The organism is Sutcliffiella horikoshii (assembly GCF_020524325.1).
GTDB classification, from domain to species: Bacteria; Bacillota; Bacilli; order Bacillales; family Bacillaceae_I; genus Sutcliffiella_A; species Sutcliffiella_A horikoshii_D.
The window spans coordinates 146834-173361 of record NZ_JAIVKY010000006.1; the positions used below are offsets into that span (position 1 = coordinate 146834).

The window sequence follows — 26528 nt, forward strand, 5'->3', positions numbered from 1 at the left end:
ATATATAGCAAGGAGCGTTTGAAATGATAACCCTTTCCCTAATTTTAGCCCATTTACTTGCAGATTTTTATTTTCAGACAGAGCACATGGTGAAGGAAAAAAGGAAGTTCTTGAAGCTCCATTTATTTCATCATGCTGCGATCATGTTTATGAGTCTCCTCCTCAATTATTTCTATCAAGGAAATGATTTTATTATGGAGGTATTGTTGCCCACCACCGTGTTGGTTAGTATTCACGGGGGTATTGATTACTTAAAGATTTTCTTACAGGGAAAAACAGCTAAATTAGTGCAGAAAAACGCCTGGAATTTTGGTTTATTTATCGTAGATCAAATTTTGCACGTCATTACTATTTTGGCAGTATGCTATTTTACTTTACAAGTAGATTTACAGGCTATGTTCCATACTGTTTTAGTACTATTCAACTTAAAAGAAGGTATGCGACCAGAGATTGGTTTATTGGAAGGATTCTTATTTCTAATAATTATGTTGATACTATGTACAACTGTTACTGGCCATTTAATTAGAATCATGCTTGGTTCCCTGACTAAACATATTTCGCTTTTTGAAGGCAAATACACGTTAAAGGATCTTGCCATCAGTCCCAACAGTGAAAAAAACATGTCAGAGGAATATACATATATGGTGATGAAACACCAAGACCTTTCAAGAGGAAAAGTAATTGGGTATCTAGAACGATTATTGGTAGTGGCCTTAATATTGATGGGATCCTTTTCTGCAGTTGGATTTATAGTCGCAGCCAAATCCCTTACACGATTCAAGCAGATGGATGACCGCGATTGGGCGGAGTATTTTTTGCTTGGGACTTTAACTTCCTTTCTCTTTGCAATCATTTACGGAGTGTTGGTGAAAATTGTATTCTTCGGTTCTTACTAGTAAAAATGAATAGATTTGAAAAAAATAATAGAAAGAAGGTATATACCCTGTCCGATTCTATCATCTCTCATATGATAGAAACAAAGGGGGTGACAACATGTTGCGTTATTACCGTTATGTCACAAGATTAGGTGAAAACCTAATCGAAGAGGGCGAAGATTACTTGGAAAGAAGAACTCAAATGGCCAAAAGAGTAATCAAAAAAGTAGCCCGCCGCTTGGATGATCTGATTGACTGCGATTAATCAGCCATTTAGATGATGGAAAACAGCACCGTTAAAAAAACGGTGCTGTTCTTCTCTACATATTTTTACTTTGTTGAAGAAGTTGGGATTCTCCAGTTCGCTCCCACTCTTCTACTGTTTCGTAGGCTTTCTCCGGAGAATATCCTTTTCCTACAAGTACCCCCATTAAAATAAATTCTTGCAGGATGTGAACAGCATTAATTCCTCTTTTAACATCTTCCAATCCTTCATTTACTAAAAACTCCGTATACTTCACCCATTCATCGGGTGTTTTTCCATCGATAACCGTTGCCCCATTTTCTTTCTCTTCCGCGGCCTCCGCGTCTGCTTTGGTAGGATGAACTGTACCAAACGGATGATTTGGTGGCGCATAAATAGAGTAAAGTTTTAAAGGCGTGCTACCAGTATTAGTTAGATTATGCCAAGTGCCAGCAGGAATGACGATCGCATAGTCGTCTGCAACCATTTTCTCAAACGTCAAATTATCTTTATTCTTACCCATTCGAACAATTCCCTGCCCTTGTTCCAAACGCAGAAATTGGTCAACATTCGGGTGCATCTCTAAACCAATATCTTCTCCAGGGTTCAAACTCATTAAAGTAATTTGAAAATGTGTCCCCGTCCATAAGGCTGTTCGGAAATTATTGTTTTGCAAGGTTAGTTCGTTAATATCTTCTGCGAATGGATTTGGACCATAGTCCTTCAATTCTACTGCTCTGGGGTTGTTTGGCAAATAATAGTTTGGATATGGCCAATAACTGTTTCTCATATAGTTGTATGCATATGGGTTCACAACATAAGGATATGGATAGTTATTTGTAGGATAATACATTCCTTCATCTCCTCTTAAAATTCATTAAAGTATCCTATTCATTTTTTCCGGGAATGAAGGTTGTATGGGTTGGTTTATTTTTAGGGGCAAAAAAAACCTATCTCCTCATAAAAGAAATAGGTTTTAGCATGAGTTATTCTTTATTAAAGTCTTTGGTACTTCTTACAGTATCAATTGGTCTAACAAGCTTCTCAATTTGTTCGCGTTTCGGTTCAAGGAACGGTGGCAAAGAAAGCTTCTCTCCTAATGTTTCATATGGCTCATCCCCCATGAAACCAGGTCCGTCCGTTGCAAACTCAAACAGAATTTGCGGCGCAACGCGTGCATATAAGGATTCAAAGAAGTATCGGTCCACATGTCCCGATGTGTTAAAGCCAAAGCCTTTCAACCTAGCATCCCACTCATCGATAACAGAGCGATCGTTAACACGGAATGCAGCATGATGCACGGTCCCAAATCCTTGCTGGGCCTGAGGAAGGGTATCATTATGTTCTACAACAAGTCTTGCCCCGTTTCCTCCCTCTCCTACCTCAAATAAATGTGTCTTTCCGTCTTGATCAATTTCTTTAAATAGCAGAACTTTTTCTAAAACTTCCTTAAAGAAATCAAAATTTGCTACACGTATGTGTAAAGGCCCGAGCCCCGTGATTGCATATTCTAAAGGAATCGGCCCCTTCTGCCATGGCGTGCCCGGCTCTACCCCTGTGTTATTTTCATCGGAGACAAATTGATACTGTTGGTCATCAAAATCGACAAAGGAAAGTGTCTTTGTTCCGAACTGATCTTGGATGCCGTCATGCTTTACGTTTAAGCGGTCGAAGCGGTCTATCCAATATGTTAATGCCTTGTCGGATGGCACTCTGAAGCCAGTCCTGAAAATTTCATTAGTTCCGTGACTACCTTTTGGAATGCCTGGAAAATCAAAGAATGTCATATCGGTTCCTGGGCTTCCGGTATCATCTGCAAAAAACAGGTGATACGTTTGGATATCGTCTTGGTTAACTGTTTTCTTAACAAGTCTCATCCCTAACACATACGTGAAAAATTCGTAGTTCTTTTCTGCGCTGCTAGTTATCGCTGTTACGTGATGAATCCCTTTTAGTCCGTTTATCATAAGGATCTCCCCTTTTATTTAAATGTTATTAAGTTATTTATCTTGAATTCGAGATAATTATATCGTGGTTGGATGGAGATGTCAAATTAATGAGTGGATGCAGGCTGTATTTAATTGACCTAGTGTTTCCAACCGTTTGAAGTCCCATGGAAGTTAGGATCCTTTTCATTACACTAGTGGATTGGACATGTAAGTACTCTCTAGCCTCTTTATTAGAGATGGTCTCGTTGAATAATAAACAAAAGTCTCTTAAAGCCGGGATATGCGCGCCTTTTGATTTATTGGTGCACTTAGGACAACACCAAAATGAATGAGTCTTTTGCATAGGTATAGCCAGGCAGTTTGAACATTGTGCACCTATTAGGAGTTCTGTTGTCTTTATGTTTAGCTGTTTTAAAGTAAGCGTTGGTCTAACTTTATGATGTTTCATTATGGTGTGGGCCAGGTTTTGTATTTCTATAGTGGAAAGGTTTTGTCTATTGGAGATTGCTTGTTGTTGTTCGAATTTTTTAGGAAGATAATGACCGTGGATGACCTTTTGGGTTGGTTGACTTATCCCCAGGGTCGACTTGAATCATGCAAGACGGGTTTGAGATAACTACGAAAGAAGTGATTGGTATTTGTGGAAAGCCGAACTGTTCCATCCATTGCTTGAATAATCTTTCTTGATTATTGACCTGTATGATCGGACACTGATAATATTTCACATTGCCAATATATGTATGAGTCAGCTGATTGAATTTCCTGTCAAAATGGATGGTCCCACCCATATTTTTCACTTCCAATAGAGGTAGGAAGTTATTGGATAGAAGTAAGGTATCAATATGAAAGTTTTGCTTCTGGAATTGTAAACTGAGGGAATGTAGAATGCTGTAGTCTTGATTTGGAAGGATGCTTAAGGGGTAGTCAATGGCACTTTCGCCTTTATAGCCTTTTATTTGCTTCGCTATCAATTCCTTTACTCGCGGCATCGAGGGGTGTTCATTTTCGAGGCGTCTCTCAATAGCTTGCAAAAATAATAGGTTAGCTGGAAAATCTCTCTCTTTTACTATCATTTGTAACCTCCTATGCTGATTTATTAGTAAATTATACCACTTCCTCAGTGGAGTGTCGCCTAGAAATTAAGGCGGTTTTTGAAATCGGGCGATAATTTCTATTTACGGGCGATTTTTAGAAAATACGGGCGAAAATGCAGAGGAATCGGGCGATTTTTAAGATTTACGGGCGATAATTCAACTTTACGGGCGAAAATCGTATAAAATCGGTCGATTCCCAAAAATAGGTAAAACCAGCCCACCTTCTGCTTCTATTCGCCCCCACAGGAAAAAGCCTTACAAAAGCCATAAGCCGCAAAATCGCGCAAAAGCAATCGCCCCATCCAAACCGTCAAATCCTCAAATCCTCCCCGCCGAATTACAACTCATACTCCCACTCGTCCTTCATCTGCAAATATAGCACCAGTAACATATCTTCCAACTCTTCATAATGCTTACTAGAAGGATCAAGCCCGATTTTCGGGAATAGGATATCTGCCATTTTACGAGTTAAAACGATACGGTCATCTGTAGATAAAGAATCTAAACGGTCTGTGTATGTCTTTAAAAGTTTCCATTCTTTAGCACCAAGCGATTTCAAAGCCCATTCTTCTACTAGGCCGCCCTCCGCATTAAGCCCTTTTTCATCAATTAGCTTTTCCAGCTTGGAAGCTTTCTTTTTCTTCTTCCCTCTTCTTTCATGGACAACAATCGTGCCTGCTACAAGGTCCCCTAATCGTTTGTGCTTGGAATGGAAAAAAATCATCAGCATCCCGACCAGATAATTCGCAGGTAACATATCTATGATTCGCAGGAAGTTGCGGATTATGCTGGAAAGCAAGGTGATGCTGTGCCCATTTTCTTGAATGACTCGTATGCCAAGCATCTTCTTGCCAACTGTACGGCCTCCTGTACAATATTCAAGCAAGAAGAAATAGCCCCAATTTAAGAAGAACATTAAGATAAGGACTCCTGCAAACATATAAGATGGCATGTCCGTTTCAACATAGTCAAATATACTTGCATTCAATCCGAAGATTAGTGCAATGACAATTAGAATATTAACAATCACCAACAATATGGTATCAAGTATAAAGGCTGCTGCACGGCTGCCTAGACCAGCAGCCTGAAACTGCAATGAAACATATTCGGGAGTTTTTATATCGACTTGTCCAGTCTTCAAGATGATTCCCACTTTCTATGGATAAATTTTACTTTAAGTTGTTTCTATTTCTCTATAATATTACTATAATATAGTTGATAGATGAAAACGAGACACGAGGTGTAAAAGATGAATGTCAAACAATTTATTAAACAGCATCGTGACCAGTGGAAGGAGCTAGAAAAACTAGCATCTGACTTACATAAGAAAAAGAATATTACCGGCAAGAACCTTGAACGATTTCACAGTCTCTACCAAAAGGCAGCTCAACACCTTTCTTATAGCCAAACTTATTTTCCTGATGAAGAAGTTACTTCGTATCTGAATGGTCTTGTATCGAAATCTCATAATCTTCTATACAAGGATCAAATAACGAGCTGGAAGCAAGCGAGCGATTTTTTCGGTCACAAGTTTATTGGACTCCTTTATGAACAATGGAAATTTGTCGTGGTTGCTATGCTTCTCTTTACAATTGGCGGGCTTGGGAGTTATTTTACCGTCCTGTCGGATCCACTTTATTTGTACTCTGTTCTTCCGGGGGACATGGCACAAAACTTTGATCCCGAAAAATTAGGAGAGAGTGACGGAATGGTGGATGCCCCTGTGATGTCAGCGAGTATATTGACCAACAATATTCAGGTTGCCATACTTGCATTCGCCGGCGGGATTACCTTTGGTTTGTTGACTGTCTATGTATTAATTTACAATGGAATTATTGTAGGCGCGATTGCGGCCTTGTTTTGGCATTATGATATGACCTATGAGTTTTGGGCTTATATTGTTCCACATGGGATGATTGAACTGACAGCGATTTTCATAGCCGGAGGAGCCGGTTTATTGATGGGGTATAAGCTTTTTGTCCCTGGTGAATATTCTAGAGGCTATCAGTTAAAGCGGAATGCTAAACGTTCAGTGCAGTTATTACTTGGAACGATACCAATGTTTATCATAGCAGGGATAATTGAAGGTTTCATCACCCCTGCTGCAATATCGTTGGAAGCTAAGTATTTGGTTGCCGGCTTGACCGTTATTGGTTTAATACTTTACGTTGCTTTAGGAAGTCTTAAGCTTCGCAAGGCTGAACTTCATAAGGCCCAGTTACAATAATCCTCTATTCATGGTATCAATATAATGAGAAACAGCGGTAGTTGCTAGCCGTTCTTCACGGGCCTCCATCATTAGGAGGCCTTGCTTTTCCCACTTTGCTTTCCCATGTTTCTTCGTTAATAGTTGTTGTTGCGCAACCCCTTTAATCATTGTATCTTCTAAAGAGGTTACAGGGTTTGCTGCTCTTTTCCCCACTATCTCGTCTTCAACGCCGATCATGAAAAAGAGATGCCTTTGCCTTACTCTCTTAAGGTAGATTAGGGCGCTTTCTTCATGCAGAAATGTTTTAACATCACTAAATAAAAGGATCAAGCTTCGTTTCTTCTGAACAAGCTGCAAATATTGAAATACTTCAGCATAGTTGGATTCAGCTGCATCAACTTGAACGTTATAAATGGTTTTCAAGATAGTTTGCAGATGAGGCATCCCTTTTGCGGGTGGAATATATGCTTTTACACTTTTAGAAAAAGCAAGTACTGCGACATAATCTCCTTTTTGCAAAGCCGCTGCAGTAACAGTCAATGCTGCTTCTAATGACCTCTCCAAACGGTTCCCCTTTTTCAGTTCGGCCCCCATCATTCTTCCACAATCAATGAGTATCGTAATGTATTTACCGTGTTCTGGTTCATACTCATTTGTCATGACTTCCTGTAATTTGGCCGTTTGTCGCCAGTTTATCTTTCTTGGATCATCCCCGACCACGTAAGAACGTATTTTAGAAAACTCCCCAACGCCACTCTTCTGCTTTCTAATATTTACTCCTTCATGAATCAGAAATTTTTGTGCATTCTCCAAGTACTGTTTCGTTTCTGTCATATCAGGAATAACTTTTATCCTATCCTCTTCTTTAAATGCCATTTGCTTTTGCCAGAGGCCAATACGACTTTGATACCTCAAATATAGCTTTGTGACTTCATACTCTCCTCTTACAGGCGCAATAGTACGGTAGGTAAATTGTTTACTAGTGTTTTGTGCAACCATTCCGCTAAAAGGAAAAGGCCGAGAAAAGGACTGTGGTATTCCATCTTTTATTTCTACTTTCATGTCATATTCAGTTGGGTTTTCCACGACAATGTGGACAGGATAATCTATACCCCGTTCCAATTCACCCGGAATGCTTCTCGTCATTCTGAGTCTTTTTTTACTTGGGGTAAGTACAAGGTCCACCAAGCTGAAAAGAATAAAGAACACATTTATCAATATAACTATCGGCCAAGAAATGGCTACAAAAAAACTCAATAGAATAAAAGTTAAAGAAAGTAAAGAAAGTAATAGAACTAGTCTACTAGTTGGTAAGATTCCTTTATCTCGGAACAGGAATCGACCCCACAAGTTCTTCAATGATTTGTTCAACAGTCGCTCCCTCCAATTCCATATGAGGAGATAATTGAATACGGTGGCGAAGAGCAGGCTTTGTCACCATTTTAATATCATCAGGGGTTACATAGTTACGGTTGCTCAAGTACGCCCATGCCTGTGCAGCTCTTCCGATAGAGATTCCCGCACGAGTGCTTGCCCCGAAACGGATGGAATCAGATTCGCGTGTTTTACGGACAATTTGCATCATGTAATCTAGGATGCTTTCACTGAGGGTAACTTCCTGTATTTCTTTTCTAATGCCTAGGAAGGTTTCCATATCTAATACTGGCTCAACTTCAACATGTGTAAATTTATTTTCCATTACTTGTTTAAGAACTGCGGTTTCTTCTTCAAGAGTTGGAAAATCAATATGTAGCTTGAAAAGAAAGCGGTCTTGCTGGGCTTCTGGAAGTGGGTACGTGCCTTCAAATTCTATAGGGTTCTGGGTGGCAACCACGAAAAACACATCTGCTAAAGGAAACGTTTCACCTTGTATCGTGACTTGTTTCTCTTCCATCGCTTCAAGAAGTGCAGCCTGTGTTTTGGCAGGGGTTCTATTAATTTCATCTGCAAGTAGAATATTTGTGAAAATAGGTCCCTTCAACGTTTCAAACGTGCCTTCTTTCATATTGTAAATGGAACTTCCTGTTATATCACTTGGCAGTAGATCAGGAGTAAACTGAATACGATTGAATTTACCTCCTAAAAGGCTTGCAAGCGTTCTAACCATCTGAGTTTTACCTGTGCCGGGAACACCTTCTAATAAAACGTGCCCGCCTGATAGAACGGAAGATAGTAAGAGTTTTAGGTTTAATTGTTGACCTAGTATTCTTTCCTCATATTTTTCAAGAAGAGATGCTAATTCTACTTTCATCCCTCTTCCACCTCTTTCCTCAATATATCAAGTTTGGTTGACCATTCTAAGTATTCTTGTTTTGTAATTTTCTCTTTTGCTAATACTTGTGTTAATTGGTAAACATATAAATCTATTTTTCCATCTTCTAGCGTTTTCCACCTTTTATGCAATAAAACGGAACAATCTTTCCACTCTCGGTTATAAGGAATCCCCCATTTATCTTGCAATAAGTATTTTACATACTCGGCTTGAGAGGCCAGGGAATCCTGATAGGCATTTCCTTTCAAGTACCAGGCAGCTAGTGCTCGAAGGCTTTCATCACTAAATCGGACTGTTTCCTCACGAGGCTGTAAAATTGGACCAAATCTTTTCCCTAGCTTCCAAAGTAAAAATAACGCGATTAACATTCCTTGGAAGAGCAACAGCAAAAACCAATCCTGATAAACTTCGAAGGAAGACGCATCTGTGTCGCCGTGATTGTACTCATCAAAAAGGAAGGAAGTTTTATTGTTTAACCCATCTTGTTGTATTAGGCCGAGTACAAGTGGGAGATGATCTTTTTGTAAGATGTCTTGATTTGTTAGCCAATTAGGCGTCAATGCTACGATGAGCGTTCCATCTCCATACTTCCGCTTAACAGCTACATCACCTAGCTGATCGGAAAGAAGTATGTCATCTTCCTCTCCTGGTTCTAACCTCACAGAAGAATAAATGTCCCCTAAAAGATTGGTTCCACTGGAATTGATAGTTTGCTCCGGAATCATCGATTCAACAAAGGTCGTTCGAATATCAAAAAATCCTTTTGGATTATTTTTCAATAAAAGAATAGTGTTGCCTTTTTCCATAAAGTCCATATAAGATGCCATCTCTTTTGAATCCGGAGTAAAATATGGTTCTACCATCAACAATACTTGTTTTCCTTGTGATTCAGGAAGCAAGGTTGGAGGCTGTTCCCATCTCCTCACCTTACCCAATTCGTTGTCCAAGTAAGTGTAGAATGCTTTCAACCCATTAGGTGAAGGAGACTTTGAATCGTAAGGTGAGAATTCCTGTGGCTTTTGGGATAGAACAAAGAAGGAGCAGATGGCAAAAAGAACGACTAGCACACCAAACCATATCCATCCTTTTTTCTTAGCAGTATTTACTTTCAAGTCCCACCCTCCTTCCTTCTATATTTCATGATCAGTATCATTTATCCATTTCAATGCGATATCTCGATAGGATAAATATTCATCTCTTGCTATCTTTTGTTTGCCGTAAGTTCCTCGATCAAAGACTAAAGCAAAATTGAAGAAAAAATCAGCAAGCTCTTTTTGTTCTCTTTTTAACTCTTCATAATACTCCCAATTCGTTTTCCATATTTTCGCTTCTAGCCATTGCCGTTCATGAAAGTTCAGAAGCAAGCCAAGGAACAGATGTCTTGTAGCGAGTGAGTAGTCTTCCATATCTTCATATCTTTTCGCCTCGGCTACATGTTGTTGAAATGACAATTCCAACTCCACACCCGACTGAAAAGGCTTGTTATTTTTATTGCGTATAAAACCGTTGTTTTTCACGAGGTAAGTAATGACTAAAGCTGCTAATAGAACGATTACTAGGAGAATTACGAGAACCATTATGTTCCCCGCTGTTCCGCTTGTATTTTCCATGGATGGAAAGAGTCGAGATAGTAAATCTCCAAGCCATGCTTTAAATTCATCCCACCAAATTTGCAAGGTGTTCCGTGTATCAGCATAGTATATTTGATATTCCTGTTGGTTCAAGATTTCCTCTAGTTGCTCTCTTGCTTCTGGTTCTTTAAGCACGATAAATTTCACCTGCCTTTTCCAAAGGAATCGGGTTTAACTAATATGGTACTCATCAATCATATCTCTCAAATCATCAGCATCATGACGAACTTTCAAATCCAAATACATGACCGCGTATCCAACTGCCATAATGAGGGTAGTAAACAAAGTGGTAAAACTGACTATTAATCCAAGTAGGACACTGTTTCCAAGGAACGCAGAAACGGACATTTCGATTGCTACAGCTATGGAGGTGGTAATTAAAAAGAATATGATATAAAGACCTATCAATTTAAATGTTCTCCCTTTTGATAGTCTCCAGCTTCTTGTTAATCCAGGAGAGTTTTTATCCAATACTACTGAGCCGAAGAAGAAACTCCATCTTGTAAGGAGAAACGCTCCAATGAGGAACAAACTGACAGTAAGTACGATTGAAACGATAACCCCTGCTATAACATCTATAGCGAAAAACATAATGGGAATAAGTACACCTATAAGTATAAATCCAAAAATGATACTAAACGCAATGATAACGTATAACAGAGAGGAACCAATCAACGGGAAAAAGCGTCCAAACGCCTGTTTGATTACCGTACTAACCGTAAACTCTCGATTATGTTTTATATGATTTACACCAAATAAAATGGCAGCTTGAGCGACCGGATATGTAAACAATACCAATAGCGAAACAAAGAAAGTGCCTATATCAGCTGCAAGGTTTGTAGATAAAGAGGTATCTTCCGTTAATTCCATATTTCTCATCATTTCTTCATACCAAGCTCCACCGCCGCCTTCTTGTCTAAGAAAACTTTTCCCGGTAGCTAATTCAATGATTGCTTGCAAAAGGTAAATTGGTCCAACTAAAAGTAATAAGATGATGAAAAAATCTTTAAACTTGTATTTGCTGATTTTAAACGTCTGATCAAGGATTTCCCCGAACCCTTTTGGTTTATTAAGATTATTATTCATTTCTCTTCCTCCCTAAACTATTCCAAATGTTGTCATATCGATTATTTTACCATTAATCTATCAAAATTCGAGAAATATATTGCGAAAATGGGTAGATTTTGAAAAAATGAAAAGCCGTTTTCCTATTGGGAAAAACGGCTTCAGACTGTCGGCAAACTATTATCTAGTTAGGTTATCTGTTGGAAGAGTTGATCTCCGTTTCAGGAGCTTCGCTTTCCGCGGGCAGTCCGGAAGCCTCCTCGGGCTACGCCCTGCGGGGTCTTCCATGTCCTTTCCTCCCGCAGGACAAGGAAGACTTCGACAGCGATTCATCGCACGAAGAAAATGCGTTAGCATTTTCGAGGAGTCTTCGCTCCTTCCACTGCGATCAACTAAAGAATTTTATTATTTTAAGCTTTGTCTACACACTGAAGCCGTTCTCCTGTTTGGAAAACGGCTTTTCGAAGTTCAGTTATTATTTATAGAATACTTTTTCAACATTATACTTTGCTTGAAGTGTGTTAGCGATGTATGTTTCATAAATTTCTCTTTCCATTGGATCTTCAACGATACAAACGTCAATGCGGTACACTTCATCACGATGGTTTTTAATTGGGGATACATTGTCCTCAAAATGTTTTTTAATTCGTTGGCGAAGCTTTCTCGCTTTTCCAACAAACAACAAATCTTCATTGATATTAAAGAACATATAGATTCCGCCTTGATCACGTGGAATCTTGTGAAAATCTATAAAGCCATTTATTGGTGTAATTATAGGTTCATCATTTGTGCGAATCTGCTGGCGTTCTGTTATAGAAACACTAGGATTCGGGATAGTAATTTTTATCATAGTAAGTCACGTCCTCTTTTTCAGTAGAGCTACATGGTAACACAACCGCTTGATAATAGCTATAACAGTTTTTACCCAAGTGTTTGAATAGCTCCTGCCACATCATAGTTTCTGCTATCAAGAACTGTAGGTTGATCCATTGCTAACCTAGCTAATTCAGATCCTAAAAAAGGTCCGCTGGTTAAACCAGAAGCTCCAAGCCCATTGGCAATTAAGACATTATCGTGATTTGGAAGTTTTCCGATTACCGGAAGGAATCCTGGTGTAAACGGACGGAATCCGACTCGCGTTTCCAATACGGTCCCATCCGATAGTCCTGGTGCAATTTCCAAAGCCTTACTTAAAATCTCATTCATCCCACCTGCAGTAACCCGTGTATCAAAACCGGCTTCGTCTTCATGTGTAGCCCCTACCACTATCCTTCCATCATCAAAGCTAAGGATGTACTGATTGTTGGGTGGCATGACAACAGGCCATTCTTTCGTTTGTTTCGTATCGATTTCCAAATGAACGATCTGTGCCTTTTGGGGAACAACTTCGAACTTTATTCCCAATTCTAGAAAGATTTCCTGTGACCAGGCTCCTCCCGTTACGATAAATAAGTCTGCTTCCACTCTCTCTTCCCCAAGTTTTACACCTGTCACTTGGTTATCTATGACTTCAAGGCCAGCATTGTCTTCCATGAACTTTGTCCCATGTTTTTTGGCAGCATTTATGAGAGCATTGCGAAGGGAACGACCATTCACCTTTGCCCCTCCGGTAACGTGGACAGAACCGTACTCTTCTGACAACACGGGAAAAAGTTCTCTCGTTTCTTCAGGACTTAAAATTGTCACCTCGCCGATCTCAGGAGCTTCTTCTCTTCTTTTAATCGCTCTTTCAGCCATCTTCTCGAGTTTCTCTTTATCTTTATGTAAGCTTATGGCACCTACACGGTTGTACCCGGTTTCGGTTTCTCCATCTGCTTCTAACTGATCAATTAAAGTTGGGTAATACTTCGCACCGTTTTTGACCATGTTATACCATGCTTTATTACGGCGCTGCGAAATCCAAGGGCAGATAATTCCTGCAGCCGCATCTGTGGCCTGTCCTTGATCAAAACGGTCGATAACTGTTACATTCTCGCCAGCTTTAGCTAAATGATAAGCGGCAGATGCCCCAAGAATCCCTGCCCCAATAACTATTATTTTTTTCATTGTTTTACACCTTTTCATTTTTAAATTATCTCTCTAAGTGTACAGGATTTTCATCCATGGCTCAATTTCTCGGCAAAAAACTCCCTTTCTTTTGCAAAAAAGGGAGTTTTTCACCTCACATACAAACTCTTCATTTCTTTTGTTACAACCTTAAAGATGCTTTTTTTCAACCAAGCTATCCAATACAAGCAACAAAGTAGCTGCAACCAATTCTGTGAACACTGGAACTGTGATGCCCTTTATCCATTCATCTGTCAGATATAAAGGAATCCATATGAAAAGAAACGTAATCCCTATTTTTGAAATGGTAATGTTCCACCTGCTCCTTAATCTAGGCAAAACTCTAATCAGGAAGGTCATGGTTGCTATTTCAAAAAGCAAGGTCAGTGGAATCAGTAAAACAATATAGTAAATCAATGAACTTTTTGTATCATATTGGACACTGAACAGTTGAAAAAGACCAGCAAAACCAAACAAAAACGCTCCACCTACAAAAAGCAGAGCAAGCGCAAAAAGAAGTGTCATAGAAATCGCTAAAATTAGTTTATCGGAACCGCTTAAATTTGGATCATGGTCATGTCCCATATGAATCTCCCCTTTTTAGCCTATTAATAGGTGTTATTCTTCAAAAGGGGAATTCATACCAACAAAAAAAGCAATAAGTCATTTGACTCATCGCTTTTTTAAAGTTGAAATTCCTTATTCAATCTTCCCGGTGTCCAAAGTTGATATTTTTCCCATAAAATATTTCGTCCATCTCATTTGTTAACTTGTTGGTAATTTCATATCTTTCATCATCTGACAATTTGTCTTTAGAGTAGCCGAACAGATAATTGTTCAAATCAAACTCCTTCAGACGGCACTTTGTGTGAAAAATGTTTTCCTGATAGATGTTTACATCGATCATATCATAAAGACTTTTTACATCATTTGGTATGTAGTTTTGGATAGAGTTAATGTCATGGTCAATAAACAGCTTGTTCCCATTAATATCTCGCGTAAAGCCACGAACCCTGTAATCCATAGTCATGATATCTGTTTCAAATGAATGTATCAAATAGTTTAATGCTTTCAATGGGGAGATCTCTCCGCATGTAGATACATCAATATCAGCCCGGAATGTACTTATTCCTTCTACAGGATGATATTCCGGATAAGTATGTACGGTAATATGGCTTTTATCAAGCTGGCATACTACCGAATCTGGTAGTGGGCCCGGAGATTCCTCATAAGATTCGGTCGGGACTTCTACTACAGGTCCTTCAGAAACAAGTACCGTCACACTAGCCCCTTGAGGTACATAATCCTGTTTTGCGACATTTAGTACATGTGCACCAATTAGCTCAGCAACGTTTTTTAAGATTTTAGTCAAGCGATCGGCATTATATTGTTCGTCTATATAGTCAATATAGGATTCCCTTTCCTCTTTAGTCTTTGTATAACAGATATCATACATATTAAAACTCAAGGATTTTGTTAAATTATTAAATTCATGCAGTGTGATTCTTTTTTCCGAAGACAAATCGAAATTCCCCCTTCATTTATTTTCTATAGTTATAGTACCCCTTCTCATATAGAAAAAAACAAATCAAGAACCCAAGAATTCGCTTATCACATTTTTCTGTTCATGATAAACAGATTGACCTAATTGGATCAGCTCGTCCATATACGTTATATCATCAAATGGAACTTCCTCTCCCAATTCCTTATTGAGACGGATGTAATTACTTCCTAAGAGATGACTGCATTGATAGGACACAGATTCAGATGATAATTGCAAAGCAAGGTCTAATAATTTTGGCGTAACTTTCATAGAAGGGAATTGAAAGGGTAGCCATTGTTTCACCCCCCAATATTTATTCTTCTGAATGGTAAAATCGATTTTTTGAAGTCCAGTTCCGATAGAGAGAATTTCTATATCTTCGAGTTTCAATTTGAAATATTCCAATCCTTCTGTAATACAAACCATTGATGGATTATTAGCCCACAGACCTCCGTCAATTGAAAGATAGTCGTTGCCTATATTGTTTGGGGGAAAATAAACTGGTGCAGAACAAGAGGAAAGCACCGCATCCCATAAATGAACAGTCATATCTTTTGCTGCCTTGTTTCCATAATTTGAACGGTGCACAAAAGGCCTGCCATGTGTTAGGTCAACTGCAGGAATCAACAGTGGACTTGTGATATCCTTCAATTTCCGCTTCCCAAACGCTTGCATGATAAAACGTCTAAGCTGACGGTCACTATAAATGCTTTTAAAAATCCCCACTTTTGCCTGACGAGTGAATATTCGTTTTCCGTACTTTTGATAACCTGCTAATAATTCTTTCATTGGCTTTTTTATGGAAACGGATGAGGCGATGATCGAACCTGTACTCGTGCCTGAAACTAGGTCCACCATGTCGGCTATTGGCCGGTTGTATTCTTCCTCCATCTCCTGAAGAATAGAAACGGCAAATACTCCCCTAATTCCACCTCCATCTAGACACAACATTTTCATGTACCATATCTCCCGTACTCATTTCCTAATAGGCTTTCCTTCAAACAAGAAAAAACTCCTGAGAAAAGGAGGAATTTGTCCTTTCTTAAGAGTTTTTCAATGGAAAGTCATTTGTTAAGCTACCAGCATACTTGCTTAGATGTTTCACATTAGAAATATCATGTTCAAACAATGGAATTTTAATGATTTCTTGCTTGCTGAAAATTTCATGAATCTGTTGAATATATGGTCTCTCATTTTCTCTACGGTTTCCCATAAAGACCCCATCTGCATGCTCGGGAATAACCTTATTTACAAAAACAGTGAAAACGTTCATGTTCTGCTTCTCCAACATTTCTATTGCTTTTTGTGTTTCAAGGATAGGAAGTCTTTCGGCATTTAGTACAAATGCATAACCTGTCTTCCTTTGATCAAGGAGGATGTCCCTTACCTTAACGAACTTTTGTTTTCTAGCCTGTAATTTTTCAAATATCGGGTCTTCCACTGGTTCTCCATCATTTAATAGCTGGCTATAGTTTTGCTGAACCTTTCTTCTTTTTTCCAACAGTCCGCTGATCCAAACGTTCATTAGTTCAGGTAATGTTAACAGCCTGATGGTGTGGCCGGTTGGAGCGGTGTCAAATATGATATGGTCGTAAGAATCGTATTCTTCCAGCACTAGGGAAGTAATTTTATCAAATAGTGCCGCCTCGTCAGCTCCAGGTGACGCGCTTGCCAGATCAATTTGTCTATGTACTTCTTCCACCATAGTTGCCTTTACTAATCCCTTTAGATTAGTTTTAACCTCCTCGATGTACCTCTTTGATTCAGTTTGAGGGTTAATTTCTAGAAGGTGGAGGTATGTGGTTATCGACATTACTTTATCTTTCGGCTTTACATGAAAGATGTCTCCTATATTGTGGGCTGGATCTGTTGAAACCAACAAAACTTTTTTGCTTTCTTCTGATAAAAGGTGGGCAATGGCAGAAGCTGTGGTTGATTTTCCAACTCCCCCTTTGCCACCAATAAACATAATTTTATGGTTGAAAAGCCTACTCATTCTTCTTCCTCCTAACAGCAGCGTATGCCGTTTAGTGGTGATTTTTCCATCCCCATTCGAAGGTGCCAATCATGAAACCTCTCAATGACAAATGGATATAACTCCAACGTATAGTAAAATGCAGGATTAGGAAGACCGAGCATTTCAGAAAAACATAATAATGTGAACAGGTCCTCTTCCTCCCTCAACTCCCTTGCGATTTCCGTTCTATGTGGTTGTTGAAGTATTTCATCATAAATAGTTATGACTTTCTTGAATTTTTCCAGTATGTCCATTAGGAAGGAAGCCCCCTTTCTGCTTTTATAAATGAAGAGGATGAGCAACATGCTTCATCCTCTCGGTAAATGTTACATGGAAGGATCTATTGGAGGGCTCTTGTCCGTCTTAAAAAATACTCTGAACGCCTCTAATATAATCCAAAACGCGAACACGAAAATAATTCCACCTAGAATGAAAAGTAACATGTTTGCATCTGTTTCACCTAGACCTGACCATTGAAAGACGACTTGTACAAACATAGCGTAAAGAGTCATAGAGAAAATAAAAACCATCGGTACGAAAGTATAGAAGAAGTTTCTTCCCTGCTTCTTTAACCATACCGAAATTAAAAGTAGACTGACCCCTGCCAAGAGCTGATTACTTGTACCAAATAGCGGCCAGAGCAAGTAACCTCCTGAACCAAAACCATTTGGTCCTTTAGGGATCAACACCAATGCAGCACTGGAAATAACTGCTACAGACGTTGCGACATGCATGTTTGTTAAAGGTTTAAAGTTATATTCACTGCCAATTTCAGAAATGATGTATCTCATGAGACGTAAGGATGTGTCTAAGCTAGTTGCAGCAAAGCTGACAACAATGACGGTTACAATGGTTCTGGCAATATCTGCTGGAATCGCAATTCCTGTAGCAAGTTGGGCTGCACCGTTAATGAAGTTGGACATCCCACCAAGGCTTGCTGCACCAAAGTCAGAGTAAGCTGCCCTGAAGTCACCAGCATTGGCAAACAAAGTGGCTACCGCGATAATGGAGATTAATGCAAGTACCCCCTCTCCTATTGAGCCCAAGTAACCTACAAAACGAGCATCTGTTTCCTTATCTAATTGTTTTGAAGTTGTACCAGACGCAACCAGGCCATGGAATCCAGAAATGGCACCGCAGGCAATGGTGATAAATAGCAAAGGGAACCAAGAAACATCACTTACTTCATTTGTCATCGGTGCAGTAAGTTCAGGTCTCAATACAAGTAAACCTGCATAAAGCATTAAAAGACCGACAACTAATTGATGAGAGTTGATATAGTCACGTGGTTGCAAAAGCTTCCATACAGGTAATGTGGAAGCAAAATAACAATAGATAAGAAGGATTACAATCCAGACAAAGAAGGACATGGACACACCATCCAAACCAAATATCACCGTATTATTTGCACCGCCGAAATAACGGACTAAATCGATTTGGAGGAACTCGACCTTGCTTGTTATAACTGCTGAACCATACATGACCGCAAGTGCAATCAAAGAGGGAACCAGCATTTTTGCCTTTCTTTTGTAAACTGCATATCCAATCCAAATCGCTATAGGGATCTCAATAAAAATTGGGATAACTGCTGCCGGAAACTTAATGAACAGGTTGGAGATAACCCATGCAAATACGGCATTAACCATGAGGACTAAAATCAAAATAATAAATAAGAAGAGCATTTTTGCACGTTTACCAATCAAACGGTCCGTTAGAGTGCCTATAGATTGTCCTTTATTTCTTACTGAAAGCACTAGGGTTCCAAAGTCATGGACTCCTGCAGCAAATACTGTACCAAGTATTACCCAAAGAAAAGCCGGCCCCCAGCCCCAATAAAGTGCAATTGCAGGACCTAAAATAGGCGACGCACCCGCAACAGAAGAGAAATGATGACCCCATAGGACCACCTTTTTCGTTGGTACAAAATCCACACCGTCATTGTACTTATGGGCAGGTGTTACATAATCAGGATCTAGGCGGTATATTTTTTCTGCGATGAATTTGGAATAATAACGATAGCCCAGAGCAAAAACAATAAATCCGACAATTGCCAACCATACAGAATTCACCCTAATTCCTCCCTCTTTCTATGTATACAAGAAAAGATTACTAATGAGTGAAAGCGTTGTCAATATAGATTTCTGAAAATTCGTACTAAATACATGCTAGTTTTATTATCAGGTCATATAATGGGTGAAAAGTAGCACATATAAATTAGGAGTTGCGGTACATTTTTAGTTGATTACTATTATCGAGAACCTAGGTTCTACATTTCCCAGATCTGCTTGTACATTTCCCAAACCAACTTCTACACTTTAGACTCTCTCTTCTACCATTATTGAGAGAGTTTCTACAACTAAACGACCACCTTCTACCTTATTACATTTTTCGACACCAGCCACACACACACTTATCTCCTAAACTTACTAAAAAACCTTAGCGGTCATCCACCAAGGTTTTTTCATTCAGAAATGAATTCAAGTAAATATGCAGCGGCATTTGAAAAGCAGGCAACTGTTCACCAATTGCTATGAATTGGTCCCAATTCATGGTTGCAAGATTCTAACCGATTTGTATTGAAACAATTGATTATCCAGATGTTCATATTTGGCCATTCCTTCTATCCAATAATTGCTCTTTTTCATCATCTAGTAACAAAATTTTGTTGTCTTCCATTTTGAAGATATCTAAATTCTTCAGACCCCAGGTATTGCGTAAGTGCTTAGTAGCAAGTGTTTGATGTTGTTCATTACTGCATGGTGATGGTTATTTTATCAATTATCGTGAGCGACATTATTTTACTTATACAACAAATGTGTGTGGAGTCACTATAAAAAACTTTGTCCCCCACTTTCAAACCTTGAACATGGAACTGTTCGAACATATCTAATTGATAGGAGATGGCGTTAGTTTGTGTTTGAACGTTTTCCCCACGAATTACCAAGTAGACATGTTGAACACTCCTCTCCCGATTATTATCCTTCTAATACTGTTTTATTGTTTTTATAAAACAATCAAAGAAAAGAGGTGCTGTCGACAGCACCTCTTAAATGATTCCCCTAAAAAGGGCGTTTAATAGAAAAGTTCTTGTGCTTTTTCCGCAGCTTGGAAAAGTGACATGCGTCACATACAGCATACTTGAAATCAGGGTCCAATTTCTTACCGCATTTGGTGCACTGCTTTGTCCGCAGTTTGACGTCTGTTTGCAATCGTTCATGCACTTCATCACTAAATGATTCTCTTATTCTTTCCCAATATGTTGCTTCCGTCCTTCTATCCAATCTATATAAAAACAGCAAGTGAAGGCCGATGGATTTATAGGATAACTCTACATTTTCCAGGCTATCCTTATTCATGAACGGTTCCGGCAGATCTTCCCTAGTTACAATCGATTCCATTGTTTTTTTCCATTGGTTAATGAGGGTCTGTTCTTTAGTGGAAAACGGTAGATGTAAAAAGCCGTATAAATCATTAACCGTCAGTCTAGCTTCAATGATGGTGTCCTCTATCGTCTCGTACAAAATTTGTTCCTCGCTAAGGGAGGCTTTTTCTGTACCCGCAGGACTTTCAAACTTTTCCCATAGTTCAAAGAAATGGCCTAGTTTGTTGGAATACTTTTGAAAACGCTCTAATATGGAACTTGTTGGGGCAATCGCAAAAGTATGTACCTGACGATCTTTCCCACCTAGTAGTTTTTCCATTGCTTTTATGTCTCCTGTAAAAGCAACCTTGCCAACATCATACATTCCTTTTCGGCCAGCCCGACCTGCAATCTGCTTTACTTCTTGTGAGGTGAGTCGTCTTCGTCTCGTTCCATCAAACTTTTCATTTTGTAAGAAGACAACTCTTCTAATCGGTAAATTTAATCCCATCCCGATAGCATCTGTTGCAACAATTACTGTTGTTTCTCCATCTATAAAACGTTGCATCTGCTTTTTTCTTGTTTCAGGAGGCATACTTCCATATATCATGCTGACTTGATGACCGTTGTTCTGAAGAATTGATGCCGTTTCTAAAACCCGCTTTCGAGAAAAACAAACAAGGGCATCCCCTCTTTTTGTATCCCTAAGAGTAAATGGCCGATCTTCAACTTGCAGAGGTGTATCCCTTGTATATTCGTTAATTTCAATGTCCGCATTTCCTAAAAGCTGCAGTACCATTTCTTTCATACTGAAGCTACCGACAATGTGCACCTCATCTGCGTTCGCCTTTGTGATGGCTTTATACCAAGAAAAACCGCGGTCCTTATCCGCAATCATTTGTGCTTCATCAATCACAATCACTTCATAATGATCTTTTTCATAAAACATTTCGACCGTACTAGAGAAATGGGTGGCACCTGGAGAAAGTTTCTCTTCTTCTCCAGTTTTAAGTGAGCATGGTACTCCATCAGAATTTAAGGTATCATATACCTCCAATGCCAATAGCCGTAATGGAGCTAGATATAATCCGCTTTTTGCTTCTTTCATTCTCTGCAAAGCCTGAAAAGTCTTCCCTGTGTTTGTTTCCCCAATATGTATTACATACCGTGTGCTTCTACCGTTGGAAGGAATATACTCCCTACCGAAAATATCTTCTAACATCCGCTCCTCTTCTTCTTGTTTCCGGCGGATCTCTGCTAAAATCTCTTCTTCTTTTCTTTCCCTATCTTTGATATCTCTTTGCAAATACTGCTCATGTATTTCTAAATCAAATGGTTTTTCCGCAAGTTCGAGCAGATCCGTAACAAATTCCTCTTGCAGTTGCTCCATATAATCATTGACCAATAAGTAAAAAGAGTTTGCAAGTAACTTTCTAAGCTTAGAAACAGTAAATTCTTCAGAAGTCACGGTTTCGTATTCTGTCAAAACCTCATCTGAAAGCTCATTCATGATTAGCCCGGGTAAAAAACCGAAAAGATAATCCGTAATTCTTTTTTCATAGAAGAAATAGTATGTTTCATACTCCAAGTATTCCTCATAATAATCAAAGCTTTGGTGAACAGCACCTGTCAACTCACCAAAAAAGTCCTTCAACGTGTGATAGTCAGATGCATCCATTGGGCCTGACTCTTTTAACACGTCTTCTCTTCTGTAGGAATCTGTTTCTTCAAACTTCGGATTGTTCTGTAGGTCCTCTCTTACTTTCTTGGCAACAAAGTGTCTGACATACAAGAAGTAATTCGCTTGATTTGCTTCAACTATCTTATGAGCAGCCTGATCAACTGTGTTTGTAACAGCATCCATGCGAAGTTGTATACGTTTTTCTTCCATCCTTTTTTGAAAATCTTTACGAGCCTGAATGTATTTTTCTTCCCAAACAGTTGGGCTCGTATAAGAAGAATTCTGCAACCACTCTACTGCATCAAAAGGTTCATATTCCCTCATTTCATTTTTGAAAAGTTGGTTGATAATCTTCTTGTCTACTCCTTCTACTTCAAACCCGTGTTCGCTCAAAATTTGTTTTTTCTCTTTTCTGGCAACGTCGTTAGTTACTTTATTAAGCCAAACGTTGTACCATATCTGTTCCACGTAATGCCTACGTTCTTCTATATATTCAGCAAATGTCGGCAGGTCTTCTCTTGTTTCAAAAAATTGTTGAATATCTTCTTCTATCTTGTATTTTGTTCGATCCAAAGATGTTGAATGAATGATGCTTAATTTGTCCATGATGAAGTCTCCTTTAATGTATGTTTAGAGACTTTAGATGTTTGTTTTAATCAATGTCTAAAAGCTCTAGTATTTGTTTCGATGGTATTGCCAATCCCTTGTTTTCCTCTGTTGTTGCATATACCACTCCTACCACCATTCCACCTTCTGTAATGACAGGGCTCCCGCTGTTACCAGAATGTACAGGAACATCAATGAGTAAAACGTCTGAATGTAATGAAGAACGGATCATTTCTCCGGAAGTGCCTTCATTTACAATAAAAGTATGTGCTAGTGGGTTTCCGATAATATAGATAGGTCGGTTTGGTTCAACCTTTTGATCACTTAACGGTAGGGAAGAGAATTTCTCTTTCTGTCCCATAACCTTTAACAATGCGATATCGTTTTCTGGATTTTCCTTTAGAATTTCTGCTGAGTATATTTCTCCATTTGAAAAGGAAACCTGTATATCTTTCATTTTATCAATAACATGAAAGTTTGTAATAATTAATCCAGCAGGATCAATGACAAATCCTGTTCCTTTTCGCCCGTTTCCGTTAATGGTTACAACGGCTTCCTTCCATGCCTGTATATCACTATCTTTTGATAATTCATTGGATTTTAACAAAAATTGTATGGATGGGATATTCACGACACGAGGAAAAATGGCCCATATGTTTACTAATAGGGCTAATATGATAAAAAATGTTATGTACTTTATTGTCTTTTGACGTTTTTGTTTTTTCCTAGCTTTGGCTGCTAATTCTTCCTCGTTTATTTGGAAATCTTCCAAAGAAGGCTCCTCAAACTCCTCTAATTCTTCCTTTTCATCCTTTTTCACAGCTTCACCTCTTATATGAAATTGGTGTTTCCTGCAACATATCATAAGAGTATCCCCATGTCACGAGTTGTATCTCATATTTTTAAAACAGAGTAAATTATAGGAAAAAATAGTTGTTGACAATTTAACACCTCCAGCATATAATTTATCTTGAAGTTATAAATCTTGAATTAAAGATATTTTATTAAAAGGGAATTTAGGAGGAATATTATTATGGGTAAAACAGTATGGAATGTTGACAAATCCCACAGTACAGTGGACTTTTCGGTGAAGCACATGATGTTCGCTACAGTTAAAGGCGGTTTTCATGAATATGATGCAACAATTGTAGCGGATCCAACGGATTTAACAACAGCTGATATTGAATTTACAGTGGATGTAGCAAGTATAGATACACGTAGCAGTGATCGCGATGCTCACCTTCGTTCTGCAGATTTCTTTGATGTGGATAATCACCCAAAAATGACGTTCAGAGCTACTGCCATTGAAAAAACAGACGATAATGAATATAACGTAACAGGAGATCTTACTCTTCGTGGTACAACAAAATCTGAAACATTCTCCGTTGTATTCGAAGGAACTGGTCAAGATCCTTGGGGAAATGAGAAAGCAGGTTTTGCAGTAGAGGGAAAACTTAAGCGCAGTGACTACGGTTTGACATGGAATGCTCCATTAGAAGCGGGCGGCGTACTAGTGGGAGATCAAATTAAGATAGCATTGCAATTACAAGCAGCTAAGGGATAATAACAAAAAGGGAATTGCTTTACAATGGCAATTCCCTTTTTATTTATTCCTGAATTTCTTCCCAGATTAAAACCGCTACTTGTAAGCAAGTTATAGAAGGTAAATCGGTGGAAAAAGAAGCGTCCATATATTGTTTAATAGACCGTGCTAATTTGTCTACCGAGTCAACTTGATCTAGCGCATCTACAATTTTATCAATTTCTAAACGGTACCTGTCTTCCCCCGCTCCCATTGCAAGAAGGTCCATAGGATCCCATTCATTGATAATCTTGGTGACGATGTCTTGTTTTTTTCTCTTAGATACACTAATAAAACTTTCCATCTATAACACCTGCCCTAATTAGTTTGAAAGAGCCTCGTAAAATTTGTTCGTCAATTCTATTGTGTATCTGCTTCCCCCTCTATCAATCACATCCTCAATCAACATTGCTGTCAATAATGAAGGGTCCTTCTGATCGTAGGAAACCCATAACCCATTTTCCAATCGTTCCTCTTTCTTTATCTCTGCTGTACCGGTCTTCCCTGCAATCTCACGGCCTGGAAGGTTTGCTACACTGGATTTCCCTTCTGTAACAGTCTTTCTAAGATTGTCCTGAAGAAGTTTTGCATTCTCAGGCGATACAATATCTTTCCATACTTCAGAAGTTTCTACTTCTAGCAACAATGGCTTCATCATCGATCCGTCATTTACTACCCCACCATAAATGCTTGCAAGGTGTACGATGTTTAATAAGATTTCGCCTTGTCCATAAGCGGTGTGTGCCAATAGGACCTCATTGTCGAAAGAGCCTGAGTTTGAAATTTGAGAATCGCTTACTGGTGGATAAGCAAAAGGAAGTTCTTCCCCAATACCTAATTTCGCCAATCCTTCTTCAAAATCCTCTATTCCAATGTCAATCGCAGCTTTAGCAAAATAAATATTATCTGAGTTGTTCAATCCACTAACTAAATCTACTTTCGTATCGTCTTCATAGACCCTTGTTACTTTACTTCCCCCGATATCCCATTGTTTTTCTGGAATGTCATATTGGTGGTTCGGGTCAAGTTTGCCGCTTTCAAGACCAATAATGGCAGTTAGGAGTTTCATAGTGGAGCCGGGGGAATAGGTACCACGGAAGCGATTCTCGCTCGCATTAATCCCGACTTCTTTTAATTCATTAATCCTCTTTTTCTTACTCATTGAGGTTCCCATAGTAACAGTGTTAGGGTCATATGCAGGTGTGCTCACAAGACTTAACACCTTTCCGGTACTTGGGTCAATGGAAGCTGCATGCCCTGCATCATCTTTCATGACATCATACAACTTCTGTTGCATGTTAGCATCAATTGTTAAAGTAATGTCTTGACCACGCTCTGGCTCTGTTCTTGCTATTGTTTTTTCTGTGCCATTTTCTTTTACTTGGGTTACTTCTAAGCCTTTCTTTCCTTTTAATTCTTTTTCATACAACCCTTCAATTCCAGTGACACCTAATTTATCACCCTGTTCATACCCTTCAAAGTCTTCTAAATCCTGCGCGGAAACCTCATCTATATATCCTACTAAATGAGCTGTTGCTTCTGCGAATGGATAAACACGTTCCATTGATCTTCCATTTGTAACTCCTTCTATTTCTATCAATTTTAAAACCAGGTCCCTTTCGTTTTCTCGAAAGTCTTTGATTGGCATGGCATAATGTGGCTGTGCCCAGTTTAACGTATAAAGACCTGTAATTTCTTCTTCTGACATATCAATCATCTCAGCAAGTTTTGCTAAATCTCTTCCCGCATTAAACTCACCTGGAACAATTTGCAGATTCATCACTTCTTCATTAGCAGCAAGCTTGTTCCCCTTACTGTCTAAAATTTCACCCCTAGTCGCTTCGGTGTAATCTATCACAAACTCATCTGTCAAATCATATTCCGGAAAAATAAAACTTGGCTCCCACTGAATATACCAATGTTCGTTTTCTTCTTCATCTAACACTTTATCCATGACAAAATTGACTTCGTAATCTATTTTTCTAGCAAATGTGTCATAGGTGATTTTACCTGGAATGGTGACGGTTTCTTGTTCTTCCCACTCAACTTCTTGATTCAACACTTCTACTTTTAGATTTTCCATTTCAAAAAGGTCATAAACCTCTTTATGCTTTTCTTCAAAAAGTTGCTGTGGAACGTTTTCTTTTGAATCGGATTGGAGATATTCCTCGTACATTCTCGAGAAATCTTGTTCCTCCCAAGTGTTTATGTAGACGTTTAATACATCATAAGGATTGACGGGTTCTTTTTGACACCCAGCTAGTATAAACAACATGATAAACAATAGTGATACCTTTTTCATTGAAGCCCCCATCCTTTCTTGTCTCTTAATTTTAAGGATACATGAATTTCC

The 26528-nt window shown here is 38.9% G+C and carries 26 protein-coding genes; 4 read left to right on the forward strand and 22 right to left on the reverse strand.

Going from position 1 to position 26528, the window contains the following annotated elements; translation table 11 throughout:
- Positions 1 to 23 precede the first annotated feature (23 nt).
- Together LC091_RS07805 and LC091_RS07810 are read left to right on the forward strand one after the other, a co-directional pair.
- Entirely contained in the window at positions 24 to 896 is an 873-nt protein-coding gene (locus LC091_RS07805; RefSeq protein ID WP_226681468.1) for a DUF3307 domain-containing protein, read from the forward strand.
- Between the two features lie 97 nt (positions 897 to 993).
- Positions 994 to 1140, forward strand: a complete 147-nt coding sequence (locus LC091_RS07810) for a hypothetical protein (protein WP_226681469.1) — start codon at positions 994 to 996, stop codon at positions 1138 to 1140.
- 55 nt (positions 1141 to 1195) lie between these two features.
- Here LC091_RS07810 and LC091_RS07815 read toward each other — a convergent pair whose 3' ends face one another.
- From LC091_RS07815 to LC091_RS07830, 4 genes are all read right to left on the reverse strand, one after another.
- Positions 1196 to 1972, reverse strand: coding sequence for a cupin domain-containing protein (locus LC091_RS07815; protein WP_226681470.1), 777 nt, complete (start codon positions 1970 to 1972; stop codon positions 1196 to 1198).
- A gap of 133 nt (positions 1973 to 2105) precedes the next feature.
- Complete coding sequence (locus LC091_RS07820) at positions 2106 to 3083, reverse strand: ring-cleaving dioxygenase (RefSeq protein ID WP_226681692.1); 978 nt, start codon at positions 3081 to 3083, stop codon at positions 2106 to 2108.
- 512 nt (positions 3084 to 3595) lie between these two features.
- Entirely contained in the window at positions 3596 to 4141 is a 546-nt protein-coding gene (locus LC091_RS07825; protein WP_226681471.1) for a nuclease-related domain-containing protein, read from the reverse strand.
- 358 nt (positions 4142 to 4499) lie between these two features.
- Complete coding sequence (locus tag LC091_RS07830; protein ID WP_226681472.1) at positions 4500 to 5303, reverse strand: RDD family protein; 804 nt, start codon at positions 5301 to 5303, stop codon at positions 4500 to 4502.
- Between the two features lie 108 nt (positions 5304 to 5411).
- Between LC091_RS07830 and LC091_RS07835 the strand changes: the two genes are divergently transcribed.
- On the forward strand, positions 5412 to 6389 hold the full coding sequence (locus LC091_RS07835) for a stage II sporulation protein M (protein WP_226681473.1): 978 nt from the start codon (positions 5412 to 5414) through the stop codon (positions 6387 to 6389).
- On the opposite strand, the gene LC091_RS07840 is transcribed toward LC091_RS07835, so the two are convergent.
- The 16 genes from LC091_RS07840 to LC091_RS07915 form a co-directional block, all read right to left on the reverse strand.
- A complete protein-coding gene (locus LC091_RS07840) occupies positions 6381 to 7742 on the reverse strand; it encodes a DUF58 domain-containing protein (RefSeq protein WP_226681474.1) in 1362 nt (453 codons plus the stop codon). The two genes, LC091_RS07835 and LC091_RS07840, sit on opposite strands and share 9 nt — an antisense overlap.
- Entirely contained in the window at positions 7693 to 8622 is a 930-nt protein-coding gene (locus LC091_RS07845) for an AAA family ATPase (protein WP_226681475.1), read from the reverse strand. Before LC091_RS07845 ends, LC091_RS07840 begins: the two co-directional genes overlap by 50 nt.
- Positions 8619 to 9755 (reverse strand): DUF4350 domain-containing protein, encoded by a 1137-nt coding sequence (locus LC091_RS07850; protein ID WP_226681476.1) that lies wholly within the window; start codon positions 9753 to 9755, stop codon positions 8619 to 8621. The genes LC091_RS07845 and LC091_RS07850 overlap by 4 nt, the downstream gene beginning before the upstream one ends.
- An 18-nt stretch (positions 9756 to 9773) precedes the next feature.
- Entirely contained in the window at positions 9774 to 10409 is a 636-nt protein-coding gene (locus LC091_RS07855; protein ID WP_226681477.1) for a DUF4129 domain-containing protein, read from the reverse strand.
- A gap of 36 nt (positions 10410 to 10445) precedes the next feature.
- Entirely contained in the window at positions 10446 to 11360 is a 915-nt protein-coding gene (locus LC091_RS07860) for a VIT1/CCC1 transporter family protein (RefSeq protein WP_226681478.1), read from the reverse strand.
- 454 nt (positions 11361 to 11814) lie between these two features.
- On the reverse strand, positions 11815 to 12189 hold the full coding sequence (locus LC091_RS07865; protein ID WP_010199589.1) for a nucleotide excision repair endonuclease: 375 nt from the start codon (positions 12187 to 12189) through the stop codon (positions 11815 to 11817).
- Positions 12190 to 12260: 71 nt separating this feature from the next.
- Complete coding sequence (locus tag LC091_RS07870; RefSeq protein WP_226681479.1) at positions 12261 to 13385, reverse strand: NAD(P)/FAD-dependent oxidoreductase; 1125 nt, start codon at positions 13383 to 13385, stop codon at positions 12261 to 12263.
- Positions 13386 to 13535: 150 nt separating this feature from the next.
- Complete coding sequence (locus tag LC091_RS07875; protein ID WP_226681480.1) at positions 13536 to 13970, reverse strand: YrvL family regulatory protein; 435 nt, start codon at positions 13968 to 13970, stop codon at positions 13536 to 13538.
- Positions 13971 to 14088: 118 nt separating this feature from the next.
- Positions 14089 to 14907 (reverse strand): adenosylmethionine decarboxylase, encoded by an 819-nt coding sequence (speD, locus tag LC091_RS07880; protein WP_226681481.1) that lies wholly within the window; start codon positions 14905 to 14907, stop codon positions 14089 to 14091.
- 66 nt (positions 14908 to 14973) lie between these two features.
- On the reverse strand, positions 14974 to 15885 hold the full coding sequence (locus LC091_RS07885) for a CBASS cGAMP-activated phospholipase (protein WP_226681482.1): 912 nt from the start codon (positions 15883 to 15885) through the stop codon (positions 14974 to 14976).
- A gap of 85 nt (positions 15886 to 15970) precedes the next feature.
- Positions 15971 to 16924 (reverse strand): ArsA family ATPase, encoded by a 954-nt coding sequence (locus LC091_RS07890; RefSeq protein WP_226681483.1) that lies wholly within the window; start codon positions 16922 to 16924, stop codon positions 15971 to 15973.
- 11 nt (positions 16925 to 16935) lie between these two features.
- Positions 16936 to 17199 (reverse strand): cory-CC-star protein, encoded by a 264-nt coding sequence (locus LC091_RS07895; RefSeq protein WP_148986263.1) that lies wholly within the window; start codon positions 17197 to 17199, stop codon positions 16936 to 16938.
- Between the two features lie 72 nt (positions 17200 to 17271).
- A complete protein-coding gene (locus LC091_RS07900) occupies positions 17272 to 19014 on the reverse strand; it encodes a carbon starvation CstA family protein (protein WP_226681484.1) in 1743 nt (580 codons plus the stop codon).
- A 680-nt stretch (positions 19015 to 19694) separates the two neighbouring features.
- The gene (locus tag LC091_RS07905) at positions 19695 to 19889 is read right to left on the reverse strand and encodes a hypothetical protein (RefSeq protein WP_226681485.1); all 195 of its coding nucleotides are present in this window, start codon (positions 19887 to 19889) and stop codon (positions 19695 to 19697) included.
- A 115-nt stretch (positions 19890 to 20004) separates the two neighbouring features.
- Entirely contained in the window at positions 20005 to 22593 is a 2589-nt protein-coding gene (locus tag LC091_RS07910; RefSeq protein ID WP_226681486.1) for a DEAD/DEAH box helicase, read from the reverse strand.
- 46 nt (positions 22594 to 22639) lie between these two features.
- Complete coding sequence (locus LC091_RS07915) at positions 22640 to 23413, reverse strand: S1 family peptidase (RefSeq protein ID WP_226681487.1); 774 nt, start codon at positions 23411 to 23413, stop codon at positions 22640 to 22642.
- 213 nt (positions 23414 to 23626) lie between these two features.
- On the opposite strand from LC091_RS07915, the gene LC091_RS07920 reads away from it, so the two are divergent.
- Entirely contained in the window at positions 23627 to 24157 is a 531-nt protein-coding gene (locus tag LC091_RS07920; protein WP_226681488.1) for a YceI family protein, read from the forward strand.
- A 43-nt stretch (positions 24158 to 24200) separates the two neighbouring features.
- Here the strand turns inward: LC091_RS07920 and LC091_RS07925 are convergent, their stop codons facing one another.
- Both LC091_RS07925 and LC091_RS07930 read right to left on the reverse strand, forming a co-directional pair.
- Positions 24201 to 24479 (reverse strand): DUF1871 family protein, encoded by a 279-nt coding sequence (locus LC091_RS07925; RefSeq protein WP_226681489.1) that lies wholly within the window; start codon positions 24477 to 24479, stop codon positions 24201 to 24203.
- Positions 24480 to 24497: 18 nt separating this feature from the next.
- Positions 24498 to 26477, reverse strand: a complete 1980-nt coding sequence (locus LC091_RS07930) for a penicillin-binding transpeptidase domain-containing protein (protein WP_226681490.1) — start codon at positions 26475 to 26477, stop codon at positions 24498 to 24500.
- Between the last annotated feature and the right edge of the window lie 51 nt (positions 26478 to 26528).